Below are 15,780 nucleotides of genomic sequence, written 5' to 3'. Positions count from 1 at the left end.
GCAGCGGATGCTCGACGACGGTTCCCGAATCGCGGTCCACCCAGCCACCCACGGCGACCCCCACCCCGAGGGCCCGGCAGCCGGGGGCCTCCCCCAGCAGCGCGCCGAGCCCGTCTCCGGGCCCCGCCGCTCATCTGGCCTGTCCGACGGGGTCGGCCGGGCCGACCGGATCGGCTGCCGGGCCGGTGGGGGCGGCGCCGCCCCCACCCCCGCCGCCGGAGCCGGTGGTGGGGGCGGTGCCCGTGCCGGGCGCCGGGTCGAGCCCGGCGACGGCCCGCTCCGCGGCCGTGAGCGGCGGAGCCTTCAGGGCGCCCCGGTCGGAGGCGCGCATCACGTGCCAGACCACGGAGGGGCGGAGCCAGTGGGTGGGCTCGATGCTCATGGTGAGGACGTTGAGCAGGGCGGCGGTGAGGGCCTCGTCGGTGGTGGCTCCCGTCATCAGGCGGTTGACGTAGCCGTTGAGCACGTTGGTGCCGGCGCGCGGCTTCATCCCGGTGGCACCCGGATAGAGGATGTCCTGCGAGGTGGCGAGCTCCCAGGCGGTGGCGACCTGGGGTGCGATCGCGCGCTGGGCCTCACGGCCGATCCCGGGATGGGCCAGCCCCTTGGCCCGCAGCAGGGCGCGTACGGCGAGCAGCCCCTGGGCGGCGACCGTCATGCCCTGCCCGTACAGGGGATTGAAGGTGGCGACGGAGTCACCGACGGCGAAGAACCCGTCGGGCAGCTCGGCCTTCTCGAAGTAGATCCGCCGGTTGGCGGTGCCCTGGGTGACGGCGACGTCCGTGAGGGGGGTGCGGTGCTCCAGGAGCTCACCGACGATCGGGTCGCGGACGGACCGGGCGAACGGGATGAAAGCGTCGGGGTCGCCCGTCGGCTGGCCGCCGCGGGTGCCGGACAGGGTCGCCTGCCACTGGCCGTTCTCGATGGGCACGATCGTGGCGGTCTGCCCGGGCACGGGCACCCGCGGGTCGGACTGCACGTTGACGATGGGGAAGCCCATCTCGTGCGCACCGGCGGGGGCCTCGAAGATCCGGGTCGCGTAGACCAGTCCGGAGTCGACCTCGGCCTGCCGGATGCCGCTCACCCCGAGTGCCTGGAGCCAGGTGCGGGCCCGCGATCCGCGGCCGCTGGCGTCGACCACGAGGTCGGCCGTCACCAGCAGGTCCGCCTCCTCGGGGGTGTCGACCCGGACGCCGGTGACCCGGGCCGCGTTGCCCTCCAGGCCGCGGACCCGGCTCCGCTGGAGGGTGGACACCCCGGGGAGGCCGGTCACCCGGGCGCGGACCACGGAGTCGAGCAGGTCGCGGCTGCAGGAGATGTTGAACTGCTTCTCCCCGCAGCGCGGTATCCATCCCTGGGCGGTCTTGGTGACCAGGTCGGTGGGCAGGCTGCGGCGGATGGCGCCGGCCTTGGTCCAGTCGTCGGTGATGCCGGGCAGGATCCGCTCGATGGCCCGGGCGCCGCCGGACCACAGCAGGTGGGTGTGGCGGGCCTGCGGGAGCCCGCGGCGCGGCGCCGGCCCTTCGGGCAGCGGGTCGGCGTCGATGACGGTGACCGCGGCGTGCTCGGCGAGGACAGCGGCCGCGAGGAGGCCGGCCAGGCTGCCGCCGATGACGACGGCGTGGCGGGGCGGTGAGGACAGGTTCATCGTGGCGTGCTCTCTGTCAGGGCCGTGCTGAGGGCATCGGCGTGAGGGATGCGGCGACTGGCTGGTGCTGGTCACGGCGTGGCACGGGGCTTCCCCAGCCGAGTGCGGACGTGACGCGTCCGGTCGCATCGGGGAACTGTCGCTCCCGGGGCGACGGCGGGCAGAGGCACGGGGCGCCGCCGAGGCACCGGCCGAAGCCCTCGGCCCGGATGTCCGCCGGATCCCCCTGAGCAGCGCGGGAAGCGCCCGGCGCCCCGGCGGGCTTCCCGGCATCGGCCGGGGCCGCCGGAGGTGCGCCGTCCAGCCGTTCGGAGTCCGGTGCGCGCGCGGCCCGTGTGGTCCTCATGGCGCTTCTCCCCCGGCGGTGTCCGTGGTCGGCGTCCCGCCCGTCGTCCCCGGAGTTCCGAGCTGCCCCTCGCGTGCGAGGAGGTCGTCCAGGTGGTCGGCGAGCGACTTCCAACCCTGGGGCGACAGCCGGCCGGCCCGCGCGACGATGCTGCGCACGTCGTGGGCGCGCAGCACGGCCAGCATCGGGTTCTCCCGTTCCCGTTCCACGCACTCCAGTTCGCCTTCGATCAGCCTGAGGGCCGTGGCGAGGGCCTCGGTGTCGTCGGCGAGCAGGAACCCGCCGTCGACGCCGTAGAAGCGCTGGATCCCGGCCGCCGCGGCGAGGTTCGGCAGGCCCTCGCCCTGGGCGAGACGGGTCAGCGACTGCCCCGACGCGTCGAAGGACCTGGCGATGGCCGTCAGTGAGTGGGGCTGGCCGTCCTCCCGGGGCCGGGTGCGCCGCAGGTGTTCGAACCGCTGGTGGACCTGCTCCTTCAGGGGGAGCCGGGGCGGTCTGCCGTCGAGGGTCTGCCGGATGGCCCGGGGCGTGATGCCGGTCAGGTACGAGAGGTGTTCGAGATCGTCGCCGCCGTCCGAGACGGTCCCGGCGGACAGGGCGAGAGCCCGCTCCACCGCGCTCTTGCAGTCGGCCAGCAGGTAGCCGGCGTAGACGCCGAAGAACCGCTGCACGCCCGCCGCATGCCCCATCCGCAACAGCCCGGTCCCCGCGTTGAGCGGTCCGAGAGAGGCTCCGGGGGCGCCGAAGTCGTGGGCGATGGCGGCGAGCGGCCATTCTCGGCCGTGCTTGTCGAGGCGGGTGGCGCGCAGCAGCCGGAAGCGCTGGTGCACGCGCTGCTCCAGCGGCACTTCGGGGGCCGTACCCGCCATCACGCCCGGAACGCGCCGGACGTCGACGCCGGAGAGGTGGCTCAGCCGTCCTGTCGCCAGCACGTCGCCGGGATCCCGGCCGCACCGCTCGGCGAGCGCCGCGACACGCCGCCGGATCGCGTCGAGGTCGGGTCGTGCGGTGGCTCGCACCGGCGGATTCTCCATATGTCGACAAGGCGTTCGAGTGGATCGGGCTGCGTGAAGCCTAGCCCCCCGCCTCGGGCCGAAGGACGGGAACCCCAATGTTTCCTGCCGCCCGCCTCAAAAACCGTTGGCATGACCTCACAGGTAATCGACCGCCTTCGGGGGTCGCGGCACAGTGGGCGCATCGGGTCCCGGGGCCGCGCACTCGGTCTCGGGATCCGGCGCACCCACCCGGCCGTTCGACCTCGACGGAGGCTGAATCCCCATGTCCACGACCCTGCTCGCCGGCTTCGCCCGTACTTCCGTGCCGCAGCTCGCGCTGCGTCGCTTCCTCGCTCTCGACGCCGTCGTCACCACCGCCAACGGCCTCGCCTACGCCGCCTTCAGCACGCCGCTGGGACGGCTGCTCGGGGTTGGGCAGGAGCTGCTCCTGGTCCTCGGCCTCGTGCTCGTGCTGTACGGCGCCGCGGTCGGATGGCTGGCGTCGCGCAGGCGGCCCCCGGCGCCCGCCGTGAAGGCCGTCGTCGAGGCCAACTACGCCTGGGCCGCACTGAGTCTGCTGGCCCTCGTGTGGTGGTCCTCGCCGACCGTCGCCGGGACCGTCTGGATCCCGGTGCAGGCCCTGACCGTCGCCGGCTTCGCCGTGCTCCAGCAGCTCGCCCTGCGCTCAGTCGCCGAGTGAGCGCAGGTACTTCACTGTCGCCGGGTCGGCCGGGAGCATCGTCTCGATGGCGAGCTCGGCGACGGTCACGTCCATCGGCGTGTTGAAGGTCGCGATGGACGACACGAAGGACAGCAGGTGGCCGTCGTGCTCGATGACCAATGGGAGCGCGATGGGCGCAACCGGCGCCTCCGGTTCGCCGTCGCCGGGGTGTTCGACCACCGGATAGGAGCGGACCTCCTCGTACAGCGCGCGCAACGGCTCGGAGCGGACGAGTGCGATCTGGCGCTCCATTTGGGCGAGCAGGTGCCCGCGCCACTGCCTGAGGTTGCGGATCCGCGGGGCCAGTCCCTCGGGGTGCAGGGTGATCCGCATCGCGTTCAGCGGCGGCGTCAGCAGGTGGTCCGGCAGACCGTCCAGCAGCATCATGATGCCCCGGTTGGCGGCGACGACCTCGTACGTGGCGTTCACGACCAGCGCCGGACAGGGCTCGTATCCGGTGAGCAGCCGCTCGATGCCCTCGCGCAGGGTTTCCATCGACGGGTCGTCCAGCGCGGTCTGCGCGAAGCGCGGGGCGTACCCCGCGGCGAGCAGCAGGGAGTTGCGCTCACGCATCGGGACGTCGAGGTGGTCGGCGAGTCGCAGCACCATCTCCTCGCTCGGCCGGGAGCGGCCCGTCTCGATGAAGCTGATGTGCCGGGACGAGGAGTCGGCGCGCCCCGCCAGCTCCAGCTGGCTGAGGCCGCGCCGCACCCGCCAGGTGCGCAGCAGGGCGCCGACCGAGGACGTCGAGGTGGTCATGGCCCCGACGGTAGCCGAGCCCGCAGGGCCGTGGGCCCCGGCGCGATCAGCCGACATCGAAGACGTTGCGCAGGCCGAGGCGGTGGCGCCACAGGTCGTGCCGTTTGGCGGACTCCAGCTCCGGCGCCCGGTACAGCGGCCGGACGGTGCACCGCCGCGCGGTCGAACCGTCCCGGTCCAGCAGGCTGTTGACGGCCGCGCGGGCGGAGGCATTGGCGCCCTCCATCGTCGCGAGGTCGATGTCGACCGCGACGTAGTCCCCACTGAGGAAGAAGTTCGGTACCCGGGTACCCGCGCTCGGCCGGTTGCCGAGGGTGCCGACCGGGTGGATCAGCAGTTCGTCCTCGTTGGTGGGGTTCGGGGTGCCGAGCCCGTCCACGCCGGGATCCAGGAACCACGAGTGCAGCTTCGCGTCGGACAGCGGGCTCCTGCCGGTGTCGCCCAGGGAGGCCTTCAGCTGTGCCCACACCTCGCGGGCCACCTCCTCGCGGGTGCACTGCTTGGCCGTCTTCCCGTACAGGATCCCCGGCTTGTCCCAGTCCGAGATGTCCACCGACAGGCAGTCGACCGCCGTCCCGTCGCCGTAGTCGGCGGGGAAGTCCCGCGACGGCCAGTGCTCCGCCTGCTGGATCGCCGTCAGCGACCACGGGGAATCGATGCAGTTGAGGTGGCCGTGTACCAGCGGCGCCCGCTCCGTGAGGTAGAACTGGATGCCGGTCATCCAATCGGTCCGGAGCTTGTCGCAGCGCCCCAGCATCGGATCGGCGGCCCGCAACGCCGTGCTCCAGGTGCGCCGCGCGTGCTCGACGGGCAGTGCGCTCACGTAGTGGTCGGCGGTCACGACACGCCGCACGCCGTCCGGGCCCTCGACCGCGACCCCGCTCACCCGGCCGTTGTCGCACCTCACTTCCCGCACCGTCCATCCGATCCTGAACTCCACGCCGAGGGAGCGCAGATGGGCCTCCCACGGGTCGATCCACGCCTCGTTCGTCGGCAGGTTGAGGATCCGGTCGGGCGGGCCGTCCGCCCCGCGGCCCAGCAGGTTGAAGACGAACGCCTCGCCGAGAGTGCCGACGGTGCGGGTGGAGGCATCCTCCGCCTTGGTCGCCACGATGTTGCGGGTGACGCCCACCGCCAGGATGCGCTGGTACTCGTACGACATCCGTGCCGCCCGGGTGAACTCCCACCACGGGGTGTTCTCCCAGACCTCGGTGCGCCGCTCGTCGCAGCTGGTGAGGAAGACCAGCACCCGGTCGACGAAGTACGCCGTCTCGTGCGGCGGCAGCCGGACCGCGGTCTGCACGAGGCCGGAGAGGGCGCGCCGCACCTCCTGCGGCGTGAGGGCGGCGGGGGAGTGGCCCGGCCAGGGGATGGGGCCGCGTAGGTCCTCGCGCCCCCCGGAGCGGGCGAACATCATCTCCGGCGGGGCCACCAGGTTGTCCCAGACGCCGTTCGCGTTGCCGGGGAAGGGGATGCGGCGCATGGTGTCGGGCAGGTTGTGGTAGATGCCCGGGATGAAGCGGAAGCCGTGTTCCGCGGGCAGCGGCCTGCGTCCCCCGCGGGCGCTGCCCGGCACGTGCATGCTGCGGGCCTTGCCGCCGAGCGCCCGGCGCTCGTAGACGGTGACGGCGTAACCGCGCTCGGCGAGCTCGTGCGCCGCGGTCAGGCCCGCCACCCCGCCGCCGAGGACGGCCACCTGCCGGCCGCCCGGCAAGGGCGCCGCCGCCGGGGCGGCCACCGGAGCCGCCGCGGCCGGCACGGCCTGGGCCGACAGGGCCGCGCCGGCCGCGCCCGCGATGAACCTGCGCCTGGAACTCCCGGTGCCGACCATGTCGCACGCCCCTTCGTTACCGCCGGTAACATTCGCGTCCGGCGCAGGATCTTAGGCGGCGCACGTCAGGGGTGGAAGGCGCAGAAGTACCCGAGCGCACTATGGCGCGAAAGGTTCGATCCGGGGTGCACTGTGGGAACCTTGACTACACGTCATGGAAAAAGGAGCCGGGTGCATGCCGAGTGAACCGCTGTCGCAGAAGGAGATCGAGGACCGGCTGAGGGAACTCCCCGGCTGGGCCTTCGAGAACGACCGGATCATCCGAACCTACCGACTGGGCACGCACTTCGCGGCGAGCGCCTTGGTCGCCCACATCGCCTCCGTGCAGGAGGAGTTGAACCACCACTCCGACCTGACGCTCGGATACAACACCGTGCGGCTCTCCGTGAACAGCCACGACGCCGGAGGCGTGGTGACCGAGACCGACTTCGCCCTCGCCGAGCGCGTCGAGTCCCTCGCCCCGGCCCACGGCGCGAGCTGATGACCACGCGCACGCCAGCTGCGAAACCCCTGCTCGACTACGACGCCGAGGCCGAGTTCTACGACGCCTCCCGCGGCGGCACCCCCCGAGCGGCGGCTGCCGCGGCGGCCGTCCTCAGTCTGCTCCCGGCCGACGCGGGCACCCTCCTCGACCTCGGCTGTGGCACGGGCATCGTCACCACCCGCCTCACGCGCCCCGGACTGCGCGTCCTGGGCGCTGACGCCTCCCGCGGCATGGCCGCCGCCGCGCTGCGCCGCGGTGTCCCCGTGGCCCTCGCCGACGCCGTCCGGCTTCCCGTGCGCTCGGGCGCGCTGGACGCGGTGAGCGCCGTGTGGCTGCTGCACCTGCTGCGGGAACCCGGGCTGGTGCCCGCGGTGATCGCCGAGGCGGCCAGGGTGCTGCGGCCCGGTGGGGTCCTCGTCGCCACCGTGGACAAGGACTCCGCCCACGACGTCGGCAGCGACATCGACGCCGTGTTCGCCGCACACCTGACCCCGACCCCCTCGGACGCCTCCGGCGAGGTCGAGGCCCACGCGGCCCGTGCGGGGCTGCGCCCCGGCGGTGAGGCCCGCTTCACCGGCCACGGCCAGGGCCGCACCCCGCGCGGCTCCGCGCAGGCCCTGCTCGCGGGGCGGTACGCGTCACGCATCGTGCCGCGCGGCATCACCGCCGCGGAGCTGGCGGCCCGGCTGGAGCTGCTGCCCGACCAGGACACCCCGCGCCCGGAGCCGACGTACCGCCTGCGGAGCTTCGTACGGATCTGACGGCCCGGCCGGGCCGTCGCTCACGCCGGCTCCAGCCGCCACCACTGTGAGGGGGAGTCGGTGTCCTCGCCCTGCCGGACCCGGCCCTCGGCGTCCGCCTCCAGCGGCAGGCCGCTGATGCAGGCGATCAAGGACACCACCCCGGGGGCGTCCAGGTGCTCCTCGACGATCCACTCCTGCGCGCCGAAGGCATTGGCCCGCCACACCTGCACGCGGGCGCCGCTCTCCGTCGACGCGTTCGCCACGTCCAGGCGCCGTTCGTTGTCCGCGCTCACCACGTGGAAGATCCCGCCGCCGCTGTGCACGGGCGCGATCAGCCACCGGCGGGCGGCCGCCGGAGCGGGCGGCCCGTCCGGGCCGACCCGCACCCGTGAGGCGCCCTCCAGTTGGAGCACCAGTCCGCTGTCCGCGTTGCGGATCCGATAGGTCCCCTCGGGAAGGTTCACCAGGGCGCCCTCACACGTCGAATTCGGCCGGGTCCGGGCCGATCCGGCGGCCCGCCGCGCCCGCCCCCAGGGCGTCCAGCGCGGCCATCTCGGCCGCGTCCAGCTCGAAGCCGAAGACGTCCAGGTTCTCCCGGATGCGGGCGGGGGTCACGGACTTCGGGATCACGACGTTCCCGTGCTGAAGGTGCCAGCGCAGCACCACCTGCGCGGCGCTGCGGCCGTGCGCCTCGGCGATCGCGGTGACGGCCGGCAGCGCGAGGAGCTCCTTGCCCTGGCCGAGTGGGGACCAGGCCTCGGTGACGATCCCGCGCGCCGCGTGCTCGGCGCGCAGTGCTGCCTGCGGGTGCAGCGGGTGCAGCTCGACCTGGTTGACGGCCGGCACCAGGTCGCTCTCGGCGGCGATCCGGTCCAGGTCCTGCGGGCGGAAGTTCGACACGCCGACCGCAGCGGCCCGGCCGCTCGCGGCGATCTCCTCGAAGGCCTTCCAGATGGCGACGAAGTCGTCGCGCATCGGGCGCGGCCAGTGGATCAGGTACAGGTCGACGTGGTCGAGGCCCAGCCTGGCGAGGGAGTCGTCGAAGGCGCGCAGCACCGCGTCGCGGTCCCACGTCTGCTTCGGGCCGTTCCACAGCTTCGTGGTGACGAACAGTTCCGCGCGAGGCAGCCCGGAAGCGGCGACGGCCCGGCCCGTGCCCTGCTCGTTGCCGTAGACGGCGGCCGTGTCGATGCTGCGGTAGCCGGCCTCCAGTGCGGTCCCCACGGCGCGCTCCGCCTCCGCGTCCGGCACCTGCCAGACACCGAAGCCGAGCTGGGGCATGGAGGTGCCGTTGTTGAGCTTGATGGCCGGGACCTGGTTCACGTCGGGTCGTTCCCTCGCGTCGGCGCGTTGGTGCGCGGTGGTACAGCGTCGTACGAGGGGCGACAACCGGCCCCTCGTACGACGTATTCCCGCCACCAGGGCCATGTCGCTCAGGGCGCCCCGATGTACCCCTCCCGTACCAGCGGGTCCGTCCGTACCCCGGCCGCCGCACCACGGCCGCGCTCCGCTCGGGGCCTGCGGTTCACGTTCGGTAGAGCGCGTCGACCTCCTTCTCGTACGCCTTCTCGATCGCCCGCCGCTTGAGCTTGAGCGAAGGGGTCAACAGCCCCCGCTCCTCGGTGAACTGCTCGGCGAGCACCCTGAAGGTGCGGATCGCCTCCGCCTGCGAGACCAGGGTGTTGGCGGCCACCACCGCCCGGCGCACCTCCGCCGCCAGCTCAGGGTCGCTCACCAGGTCCGCGGCCGGCATCTGCGGTCTGCCGCGCATCGACAGCCAGTGCGCTATCCCCTCCATGTCCAAGGTGAGCAGCGCCGCGATGTACGGCCGGTCGTTGCCGACCAGCACGCACTGCGCCACCAGCGGATGCGAGCGGACCCGTTCCTCCAGTGCCGCCGGAGCGACGCTCTTGCCGTTGGACGTCACCAGGATGTCCTTCTTGCGGCCGGTGATGGTCAGGTAGCCGTCCTCGTCCAGCCGTCCCAGGTCCCCGGTCGCCAGCCAGCCGCCCCGCAGCACCTCATCCGTCGCACGCGGGTCGCCCAGGTAGCCGGAGAAGACATGCCCGCCGTGCAGCCAGACCTCCCCGTCGTCCGCGATGTACACCGTGCTGCCCGGGATCGGCCGGCCGACCGTCCCGTACTTCGTCGCCTCCGGTGGGTTCGCCGTGGCGGCCGCGCAGGACTCGGTCAGCCCGTACCCCTCGAACACCCTGATCCCGGCGCCGTCGAAGAACAGCCCGAGGCGGCGCGACATCGCCGACCCGCCCGACATCGCGTACCGCACCCGTCCGCCCATCCCCTCGCGGACCTTCGCGTAGACGAGCTTTTCGAAGAGCCGGTGCTCCATGCGCAGCGCGGCCGAGGGGCCCGGCCCGGTGCCGAATGCCTTCCGTTCGCGCGCTTCCGCGTACCGTACGGCCGTCTCCACGGCCCGGTCGAAGGGCCCCGTGCGCCCCTCCGCCTCCGCCGTGCGGCGGGCTGCCGCGAAGACCTTCTCGAAGACGTACGGGACGCCGAGCACGAACGTCGGCCGGAACGCCGCGAGGTCCGGCATCAGCTCGGCCGCCGCCAGCACCGGCTGGTGCCCGAGCTTGACCCGCGCCCGGACGGCCGCCACCTCCACCATCCGCCCGAAGACATGGGCCAGCGGCAGGAAGAGCAGGGTCGACGGCGGTTCGCCCTGCCTGCCCCGGAACACCGACTCCCAACGGGCCACCAGGGTGTCGGTCTCGTACGCGAAGTTCGCGTGCGTGAGCACACATCCCTTGGGGCGGCCGGTGGTTCCCGAGGTGTAGATCACGGTGGCCGTCGCGTCGGGCGTCACCGCGCCGCGGTGGCGGTGCACGACGTCCTCGGCGACCGAGCGGCCGTCGGCGACGAGCGCGTCCACCGCCCCGGCATCCAGCTGCCACAGCCGCCTGAGGTGGGGGAGCCGGTCGATGACCGACCCCACCGTCATGGCCTGGTCCTCGTTCTCCACCACACAGGCCGTGCAGTCGGTGTCGTGGAGGATCCAGCGCACCTGCTCGGTGGAGGACGTCGGGTAGACGGGGACGGGCTGGGCACCGATCGCCCACAGGGCGAAGTCGAAGAGCGTGAACTCGTAGCGGGTCCGGGACATGAGCGCCACCCGGTCCCCGAAACGCACCCCCTGGGCCAGCAGCCCCCTGGCGAGCGCCAGCACCTCGGCGGCCAGCTCGCCGGAGGTCACGTCCCGCCAGATTCCCTCGGTCTTCCGGCCCATGACCACCCGGTCGGGCTCCTCCCGGGCGTGCTGGAAGACGATGTCGGCCAGCCCGCCGACGGGCGTGCTCGTGACGATCGGTGGGACGGTGATCTCGCGCAAGGCCCCGCTCCTCTCCGCGCGCCGCGGTGAACGTACCTCAGCGTCAAGGGGGGTTGATCGGCGTTCGGATACCTCCACAAGACCTCCCCAGCGATCACGCTGTTCACGCCGCTGACGTGCGGATCGCAGCGCGCGGGCGGATCGGTGCGCGCCCGCCCGCCGCTGCGGCCCGCCGGCGCGGGTCAGTCGGTGCGGGTCAACCGGTGCGGGTGAGCCGGTCCGCGCCCGCGAGGACCGCCGCAGCCAGCGCCTCGGCCGCGGGTGACGCGCGCGGCCCGCGCAGCAGCGCGAACTCCACCGGCCCGAGCTCGGGCAGCCCGCCGACCCGCACCAGACCCGGCGGGATCAGTCCCCGCGTGTGTGCCATCACGCCCAGCCCGGCCCGGGCCGCCGCGACCAGACCGCTCAGGCTGCCGCTCGTACACGCGATCCGCCACGCCCGGCCGTCCCGTTCGAGTACCTCCAGGGCGCGCGCCCGGGTGATGCCCGGCGGCGGGAACACGATCAGCGGAACCGGCCGCTCGGGATCCACCCGCAGCCCCTTCGCACCGATCCACACCATCCGGTCCCGCCAGACCAGGCGGCCCCGCTCGTCCCCCGGGCCCCGCCGCTTCGCGAGCACCAGGTCCAGGCGCCCCGCGTCCAGCCGTTCGTGCAACGTGCCCGACAGCTCCACCGACAGCTCCAGGTCCACCTCGGGGTGCTCGTGCCGGAACCGCTCCAGGATCTCCGGAAGCCGCGACAGCACGAAGTCCTCCGAGGCCCCGAACCGCAGGCGCCCCCGCAGTCGCGTTCCCGTGAAGAAGGCCGCCGCCCGCTCGTGCGCCTCCAGGATCGTCCGGGCGAACCCGAGCATCGCCTCCCCGTCCTCCGTCAGCACGACGCTGTGCGTGTCGCGAAGGAACAACGGCCGCCCGGTCGCCTCCTCCAGCCGCCGCACGTGCTGGCTGACCGTGGACTGCCGTACGCCGAGCCGCCCCGCGGCCTGGGTGAAGCTCAGCGTTTGGGCCACCGTGAGGAACGTCCGCAGCTGGATCGGGTCGTACATTCCCCCAGCGTATGCCGGCTCATCGCGATCCGTGATGACAGTGAGAACGGTGTACGGGTTTCCTGATCACCGGCGGGGCCCGACCATGAAGGGGCACCGTGAAGGGACGCGGAGCACCCCGGTCCCGCCCGCCCCGACAGCAAGTGAGCACCCGCGCATGCGCCGCCCGCACCTCCCCGCCCGGATCCCCCTGGACCCGTACGTCCTGGCCCTGCTCGCCACCGTCGGCCTCGCCGCCCTGCTCCCCGCCCGCGGCGCGGCCGCCACGGCTGCCGACGCCGCCGCCACCGCCGCCGTCGCCCTCCTCTTCTTCCTCTACGGCGCCCGGCTCTCCACCCGTGAGGCACTTGAGGGGCTGCGGCACTGGCGGCTCCATCTCACGGTGCTGGCCTGCACCTTCCTGCTGTTCCCCGTCCTCGGCCTGGCCCTGCGCGCGCTCACCCCGGGCCTGCTGCCGCCGGCCCTCCAGAGCGGCCTGCTCTTCCTCTGCCTGGTCCCCTCGACCGTCCAGTCCTCCATCGCCTTCACCTCGATCGCCCGCGGCAACGTCCCCGCCGCGATCTGCGCCGGCTCCTTCTCCAGCCTGGCCGGCATCGTGCTGACCCCGCTGCTCGCCGCCGCCCTGCTCGGCGGTCGCACGGGCGGCTTCTCTCCCGACTCCCTCCTCAAGATCACCCTTCAGCTCCTGCTGCCCTTCCTGCTGGGACAGGCCCTGCGCCGCTGGGTCGGCGGCTTCCTCACCCGCCACAGGAAGGCGCTGGGATACGCCGACCGCGGTTCGATCCTGCTCGTCGTCTACGCCGCCTTCAGCGCGGGCGTGGCGGCCGGCGTCTGGCAGCAGGTGAGCCCCCTGCGCCTGGGCGTGCTGATGCTCCTGGAGGCTGTACTGCTCACGGTCATGCTGCTGGCCACCTGGTACGGCGCGGCACGTCTCGGCTTCGGCCGCGAGGACCGCATCGCCGTCCAGTTCGCCGGGTCGAAGAAGAGCCTGGCCGCCGGACTGCCCATGGCCAGCGTGCTGTTCGGGGCCCAGGCCGGCCTCGCCGTGCTCCCGCTGATGCTCTTCCACCAGATGCAGTTGATGGTCTGCGCGGTCCTCGCCCGGCGCCGCGCCCAGGATCCGCGGCCCGCGCTCCCCGCCGACCATGTGGCGGAGGTCTCGCGCGCGGCTTGACCGGCAAGATCCCCGGCCCGGTAACGTGCGGTGGTGACCTGGATACGCCCGCTCGGCGCACATGCCGAACGCCCCTGCACCCTGGTGGTCTGCCGCGGTTGCTGCTGCGGCGACCCCAGCAAGAATCCCGGCTCCGACCACGCCGGCCAGCTCGCCCGGCTGCGCGAGGCCGCGGCGGCCTCCGAGGGCCGCCTGGCCGTCCGTACGAGCGACTGCCTCGGACCGTGCGCCCAGGCCAACGTCATCGTGGTCCAGCCCACCACCGAAGCCCGCCGCCGCGGCGCCCGCGCGGTGTGGTTCGGCTGGGCCCTCGACGACACCGCCACCGACGAGATCATCGCCTGGGCCGAATCCGGAGGCCCCGGCTCCACCCCGCTCCCGGCCACCCTCGACCTCCACCGCATCGACCCGCCGGCCCCGAAACCCGCCGCCTCCGCCCGTCGCGCCCGCCGGACGCGCTGACGGCGCCGCGAGAGCGATCCGGACCCGGAGCGGACGACCGCGGGGCCCCGCCCGAGGCGACGGACGCGGCGGCAGGGAGGCCGTTGCGGCGCGCGGCTACAGGGTGATCCGCTCCTCGCCCGCGTAGATGTTCATGTCCGGGCCCCGCAGGAAGCCGACCAGGGTCGTGCCCGACTCCAGCGCCAGGTCCACCGCCAGCGAGGACGGCGCGGAAACCGCGGCCAGTACCGGGATCCCCGCCATCACGGCCTTCTGCGCGAGCTCGAAGGAGGCCCGGCCCGACACCAGCAGGACCGCCCCCGCCAGCGGGAGCCGTCCCGCCTGGAGCGCCCGGCCGACGATCTTGTCCACCGCGTTGTGCCGCCCCACGTCCTCGCGCAGGTCGAGCAGTTCGCCCTGCGCCGTGAACAGCCCCGCCGCGTGCAGGCCGCCGGTACGGTCGAAGACCTTCTGGGCTGCGCGGAGCCGGTCCGGGAGCCCGGTGAGGACCTCTGCGGGCACCCGGACCGGATCGGCGGCGACCGCCGGAAAACGGCTCGCCGTCCGCACCGCGTCCAGGCTGGCCTTCCCGCACAGTCCGCACGACGAGGTGGTGTAGACGTTCCGCTCCAGCGTGATGTCCGGCACCGGGACACCTGCGGCCAGTTGCACGTTGACCACGTTGTAGGTGTTCGACCCGTCCTGCGCCGCCCCCTCGCAGTAGGTGACAGCCTGGACGTCGGAGGCCGCGCCGAGCACCCCCTCGCTCACCAGGAAACCCACCGCCAGCGCGAAGTCGTCCCCCGGGGTGCGCATCGTGATGGCCAGCGGCCTGCCGTTGAGTCGTATCTCCAGTGGCTCCTCTGCCACCAGCGTGTCCGGGCGGACACCCGAACTGCCGTTCCGGATCCGTACGACGCGACGGCGTTCGGTGACCCGTCCCATGGTGATCAGCCCGCCCCTTCTGTTCCTCGCCGATGCCCGACGTACTCATTCTCGCGGTTCCGGATCCGACCTGGTCCCGGGCAGGGAGCTCCTCGGGAAGCTCCAAAATCAGGGGCCGGAATCCTGTCGGGTCACACGCACACGTACCCATCAGTAGCAGGCAAAGCTGGGTGATCCTGACTTGCCTACGAGGGGGGACCCCGCCCATGACCGGTTCACGCGTGGTGGCGCTAGGGCACTACCAGCCCGCGAAGGTGCTCACCAACGAGGACCTCGCGGCCATGGTCGACACCACCGACGAGTGGATCCGCTCCCGCGTCGGCATCCGCACGCGCCACGTCGCGGGCCCGGACGAGCCGGTCGACGAGCTCGCCTACCACGCGGCCGGCAAGGCGCTCGCGGGAGCGGGCCTGACCCCGGACGACATCGACCTCGTGCTGGTCGCCACCTCCACGGCGATCGACCGCTCGCCCAACACGGCCGCACGCGTCGCTGCCAAGCTGGGCATGGGTGCGAGCCCCGCCGTCATGGACATCAACGTCGTCTGCTCGGGCTTCACCCACGCCCTGGCCACCGCGGACCATGCCGTGCGGGCCGGTTCCGCCACCCGCGCCCTGGTCATCGGCGCCGACAAGATGACCGAGATCACCGACTGGGCCGACCGCACCACCTGCGTTCTCACCGGTGACGGAGCGGGCGCGGCCGTCGTCGAGGCCTGCGAGCAGCCGGGCATCGGCCCGGTGCTGTGGGGTTCCGTCCCCGAGATGGGCAACGCGGTCCGCATCGAGGGCTCGCCGCCGGTCTTCGCCCAGGAGGGCCAGTCCGTCTACCGCTGGACCACCAGCCAGCTCCCGCCGCTCGCCCGCAAGGTGTGCGAGAAGGCCGGAGTGGCCCCCGAGGAACTGGCAGCGGTCGTCCTCCACCAGGCGAACCTGCGCATCATCGAGCCGCTCGCCGCCAAGATCGGAGCGGTCAACGCCGTCGTCGCCCGCGACGTCGTCGAATCCGGCAACACCTCGGCAGCCAGCATCCCCATGGCCCTGTCGAAGCTGGTCCAGCGCGGCGAGATCCCCTCCGGTGCCCCGGTGCTCCTCTTCGGGTTCGGCGGCAACCTCTCCTACGCCGGCCAGGTCATCAGCTGCCCGTGAAGCCCTCGGCGGCCGCCCCGCGGGCCGCTCCGAGCCCCGTCGCCGCACGCAAGCCGGGGTTCCCGGCGGGTTCGTGAGCGCCGGGAAGGCGCCGCCCGCGACACCGGGGGGCAGGAACGGCGAACCCACCCCGACGCCGGCCGCGGCG

15 protein-coding genes and 1 pseudogene are annotated in these 15,780 nt (G+C 73.3%); 6 read left to right on the top strand and 10 right to left on the bottom strand.

Translation table 11 applies throughout. The features are described from left to right. From ACFW2G_RS31695 to ACFW2G_RS31685, 3 genes and pseudogenes are all read right to left on the bottom strand, one after another. A pseudogene (locus tag ACFW2G_RS31695) lies at nucleotides 1–127 on the bottom strand (sugar kinase); the annotation flags it as partial. A gap of 3 nt (nucleotides 128–130) precedes the next feature. Next, entirely contained in the window at nucleotides 131–1,648 is a 1,518-nt protein-coding gene (locus ACFW2G_RS31690) for an NAD(P)/FAD-dependent oxidoreductase (protein WP_384446786.1), read from the bottom strand. A gap of 342 nt (nucleotides 1,649–1,990) precedes the next feature. Next, complete coding sequence (locus tag ACFW2G_RS31685; RefSeq protein WP_384580901.1) at nucleotides 1,991–3,013, bottom strand: hypothetical protein; 1,023 nt, start codon at nucleotides 3,011–3,013, stop codon at nucleotides 1,991–1,993. A gap of 259 nt (nucleotides 3,014–3,272) precedes the next feature. Here ACFW2G_RS31685 and ACFW2G_RS31680 point away from each other — a divergent pair, with 259 nt between their 5' ends. Next, entirely contained in the window at nucleotides 3,273–3,689 is a 417-nt protein-coding gene (locus ACFW2G_RS31680) for a hypothetical protein (RefSeq protein WP_384580899.1), read from the top strand. Here ACFW2G_RS31680 and ACFW2G_RS31675 read toward each other — a convergent pair. Together ACFW2G_RS31675 and ACFW2G_RS31670 are read right to left on the bottom strand one after the other, a co-directional pair. Then, a complete protein-coding gene (locus tag ACFW2G_RS31675; protein ID WP_384580897.1) occupies nucleotides 3,675–4,469 on the bottom strand; it encodes a helix-turn-helix domain-containing protein in 795 nt (264 codons plus the stop codon). The genes ACFW2G_RS31680 and ACFW2G_RS31675 overlap by 15 nt on opposite strands. Before the next feature lie 46 nt (nucleotides 4,470–4,515). Continuing rightward, on the bottom strand, nucleotides 4,516–6,300 hold the full coding sequence (locus ACFW2G_RS31670; protein WP_384580895.1) for an FAD-dependent oxidoreductase: 1,785 nt from the start codon (nucleotides 6,298–6,300) through the stop codon (nucleotides 4,516–4,518). 175 nt (nucleotides 6,301–6,475) lie between these two features. Here ACFW2G_RS31670 and ACFW2G_RS31665 point away from each other — a divergent pair, with 175 nt between their 5' ends. Together ACFW2G_RS31665 and ACFW2G_RS31660 are read left to right on the top strand one after the other, a co-directional pair. Next, on the top strand, nucleotides 6,476–6,781 hold the full coding sequence (locus tag ACFW2G_RS31665) for a 4a-hydroxytetrahydrobiopterin dehydratase (protein WP_037915884.1): 306 nt from the start codon (nucleotides 6,476–6,478) through the stop codon (nucleotides 6,779–6,781). A gap of 29 nt (nucleotides 6,782–6,810) precedes the next feature. After that, nucleotides 6,811–7,545: a methyltransferase domain-containing protein gene (locus ACFW2G_RS31660; protein ID WP_384446884.1), complete on the top strand. Its 735-nt coding sequence runs from the start codon at nucleotides 6,811–6,813 to the stop codon at nucleotides 7,543–7,545. Nucleotides 7,546–7,565: 20 nt separating this feature from the next. Here ACFW2G_RS31660 and ACFW2G_RS31655 read toward each other — a convergent pair whose 3' ends face one another. From ACFW2G_RS31655 to ACFW2G_RS31640, 4 genes are all read right to left on the bottom strand, one after another. Next, nucleotides 7,566–7,991, bottom strand: coding sequence for an RICIN domain-containing protein (locus tag ACFW2G_RS31655; protein WP_384446776.1), 426 nt, complete (start codon nucleotides 7,989–7,991; stop codon nucleotides 7,566–7,568). 10 nt (nucleotides 7,992–8,001) lie between these two features. Further along, nucleotides 8,002–8,850, bottom strand: a complete 849-nt coding sequence (locus ACFW2G_RS31650) for an aldo/keto reductase (RefSeq protein WP_037915887.1) — start codon at nucleotides 8,848–8,850, stop codon at nucleotides 8,002–8,004. Nucleotides 8,851–9,052: 202 nt separating this feature from the next. Then, on the bottom strand, nucleotides 9,053–10,876 hold the full coding sequence (locus ACFW2G_RS31645) for an AMP-dependent synthetase/ligase (protein WP_384446773.1): 1,824 nt from the start codon (nucleotides 10,874–10,876) through the stop codon (nucleotides 9,053–9,055). Nucleotides 10,877–11,072: 196 nt separating this feature from the next. Continuing rightward, entirely contained in the window at nucleotides 11,073–11,924 is an 852-nt protein-coding gene (locus ACFW2G_RS31640) for a LysR substrate-binding domain-containing protein (RefSeq protein ID WP_037915890.1), read from the bottom strand. Nucleotides 11,925–12,081: 157 nt separating this feature from the next. Here ACFW2G_RS31640 and ACFW2G_RS31635 point away from each other — a divergent pair, with 157 nt between their 5' ends. Both ACFW2G_RS31635 and ACFW2G_RS31630 read left to right on the top strand, forming a co-directional pair. Further along, nucleotides 12,082–13,098, top strand: a complete 1,017-nt coding sequence (locus ACFW2G_RS31635; protein WP_384446771.1) for a bile acid:sodium symporter family protein — start codon at nucleotides 12,082–12,084, stop codon at nucleotides 13,096–13,098. Nucleotides 13,099–13,131: 33 nt separating this feature from the next. Beyond that, on the top strand, nucleotides 13,132–13,560 hold the full coding sequence (locus ACFW2G_RS31630; RefSeq protein WP_106967524.1) for a hypothetical protein: 429 nt from the start codon (nucleotides 13,132–13,134) through the stop codon (nucleotides 13,558–13,560). Nucleotides 13,561–13,656: 96 nt separating this feature from the next. Here ACFW2G_RS31630 and fdhD read toward each other — a convergent pair whose 3' ends face one another. Next, a complete protein-coding gene (fdhD, locus tag ACFW2G_RS31625) occupies nucleotides 13,657–14,484 on the bottom strand; it encodes a formate dehydrogenase accessory sulfurtransferase FdhD (RefSeq protein WP_037915895.1) in 828 nt (275 codons plus the stop codon). Nucleotides 14,485–14,690: 206 nt separating this feature from the next. Here fdhD and ACFW2G_RS31620 point away from each other — a divergent pair, with 206 nt between their 5' ends. After that, nucleotides 14,691–15,632, top strand: a complete 942-nt coding sequence (locus ACFW2G_RS31620; RefSeq protein WP_384580893.1) for a beta-ketoacyl-ACP synthase III — start codon at nucleotides 14,691–14,693, stop codon at nucleotides 15,630–15,632. Nucleotides 15,633–15,780: the final 148 nt, after the last annotated feature.

This window comes from Streptomyces sp. NPDC058880 (assembly GCF_042742535.1).
Lineage (GTDB): Bacteria > Actinomycetota > Actinomycetes > Streptomycetales > Streptomycetaceae > Streptomyces.
This window is presented reverse-complemented; position numbering and strand designations above follow the sequence as displayed.

What these genes read in the sequence shown, in the direction of transcription:
- ACFW2G_RS31670 (WP_384580895.1), bottom strand. Translation starts at nt 6,300, where the DNA reads ATGGTCGGCACCGGGAGTTCCAGGCGCAGGTTCATCGCGGGCGCGGCC.
- ACFW2G_RS31665 (WP_037915884.1), top strand. Translation starts at nt 6,476, where the DNA reads ATGCCGAGTGAACCGCTGTCGCAGAAGGAGATCGAGGACCGGCTGAGG.
- ACFW2G_RS31640 (WP_037915890.1), bottom strand. Translation starts at nt 11,924, where the DNA reads ATGTACGACCCGATCCAGCTGCGGACGTTCCTCACGGTGGCCCAAACG.
- fdhD (WP_037915895.1), bottom strand. Translation starts at nt 14,484, where the DNA reads ATGGGACGGGTCACCGAACGCCGTCGCGTCGTACGGATCCGGAACGGC.
- ACFW2G_RS31680 (WP_384580899.1), top strand. Translation starts at nt 3,273, where the DNA reads ATGTCCACGACCCTGCTCGCCGGCTTCGCCCGTACTTCCGTGCCGCAG.
- ACFW2G_RS31675 (WP_384580897.1), bottom strand. Translation starts at nt 4,469, where the DNA reads ATGACCACCTCGACGTCCTCGGTCGGCGCCCTGCTGCGCACCTGGCGG.
- ACFW2G_RS31620 (WP_384580893.1), top strand. Translation starts at nt 14,691, where the DNA reads ATGACCGGTTCACGCGTGGTGGCGCTAGGGCACTACCAGCCCGCGAAG.
- ACFW2G_RS31690 (WP_384446786.1), bottom strand. Translation starts at nt 1,648, where the DNA reads ATGAACCTGTCCTCACCGCCCCGCCACGCCGTCGTCATCGGCGGCAGC.
- ACFW2G_RS31635 (WP_384446771.1), top strand. Translation starts at nt 12,082, where the DNA reads ATGCGCCGCCCGCACCTCCCCGCCCGGATCCCCCTGGACCCGTACGTC.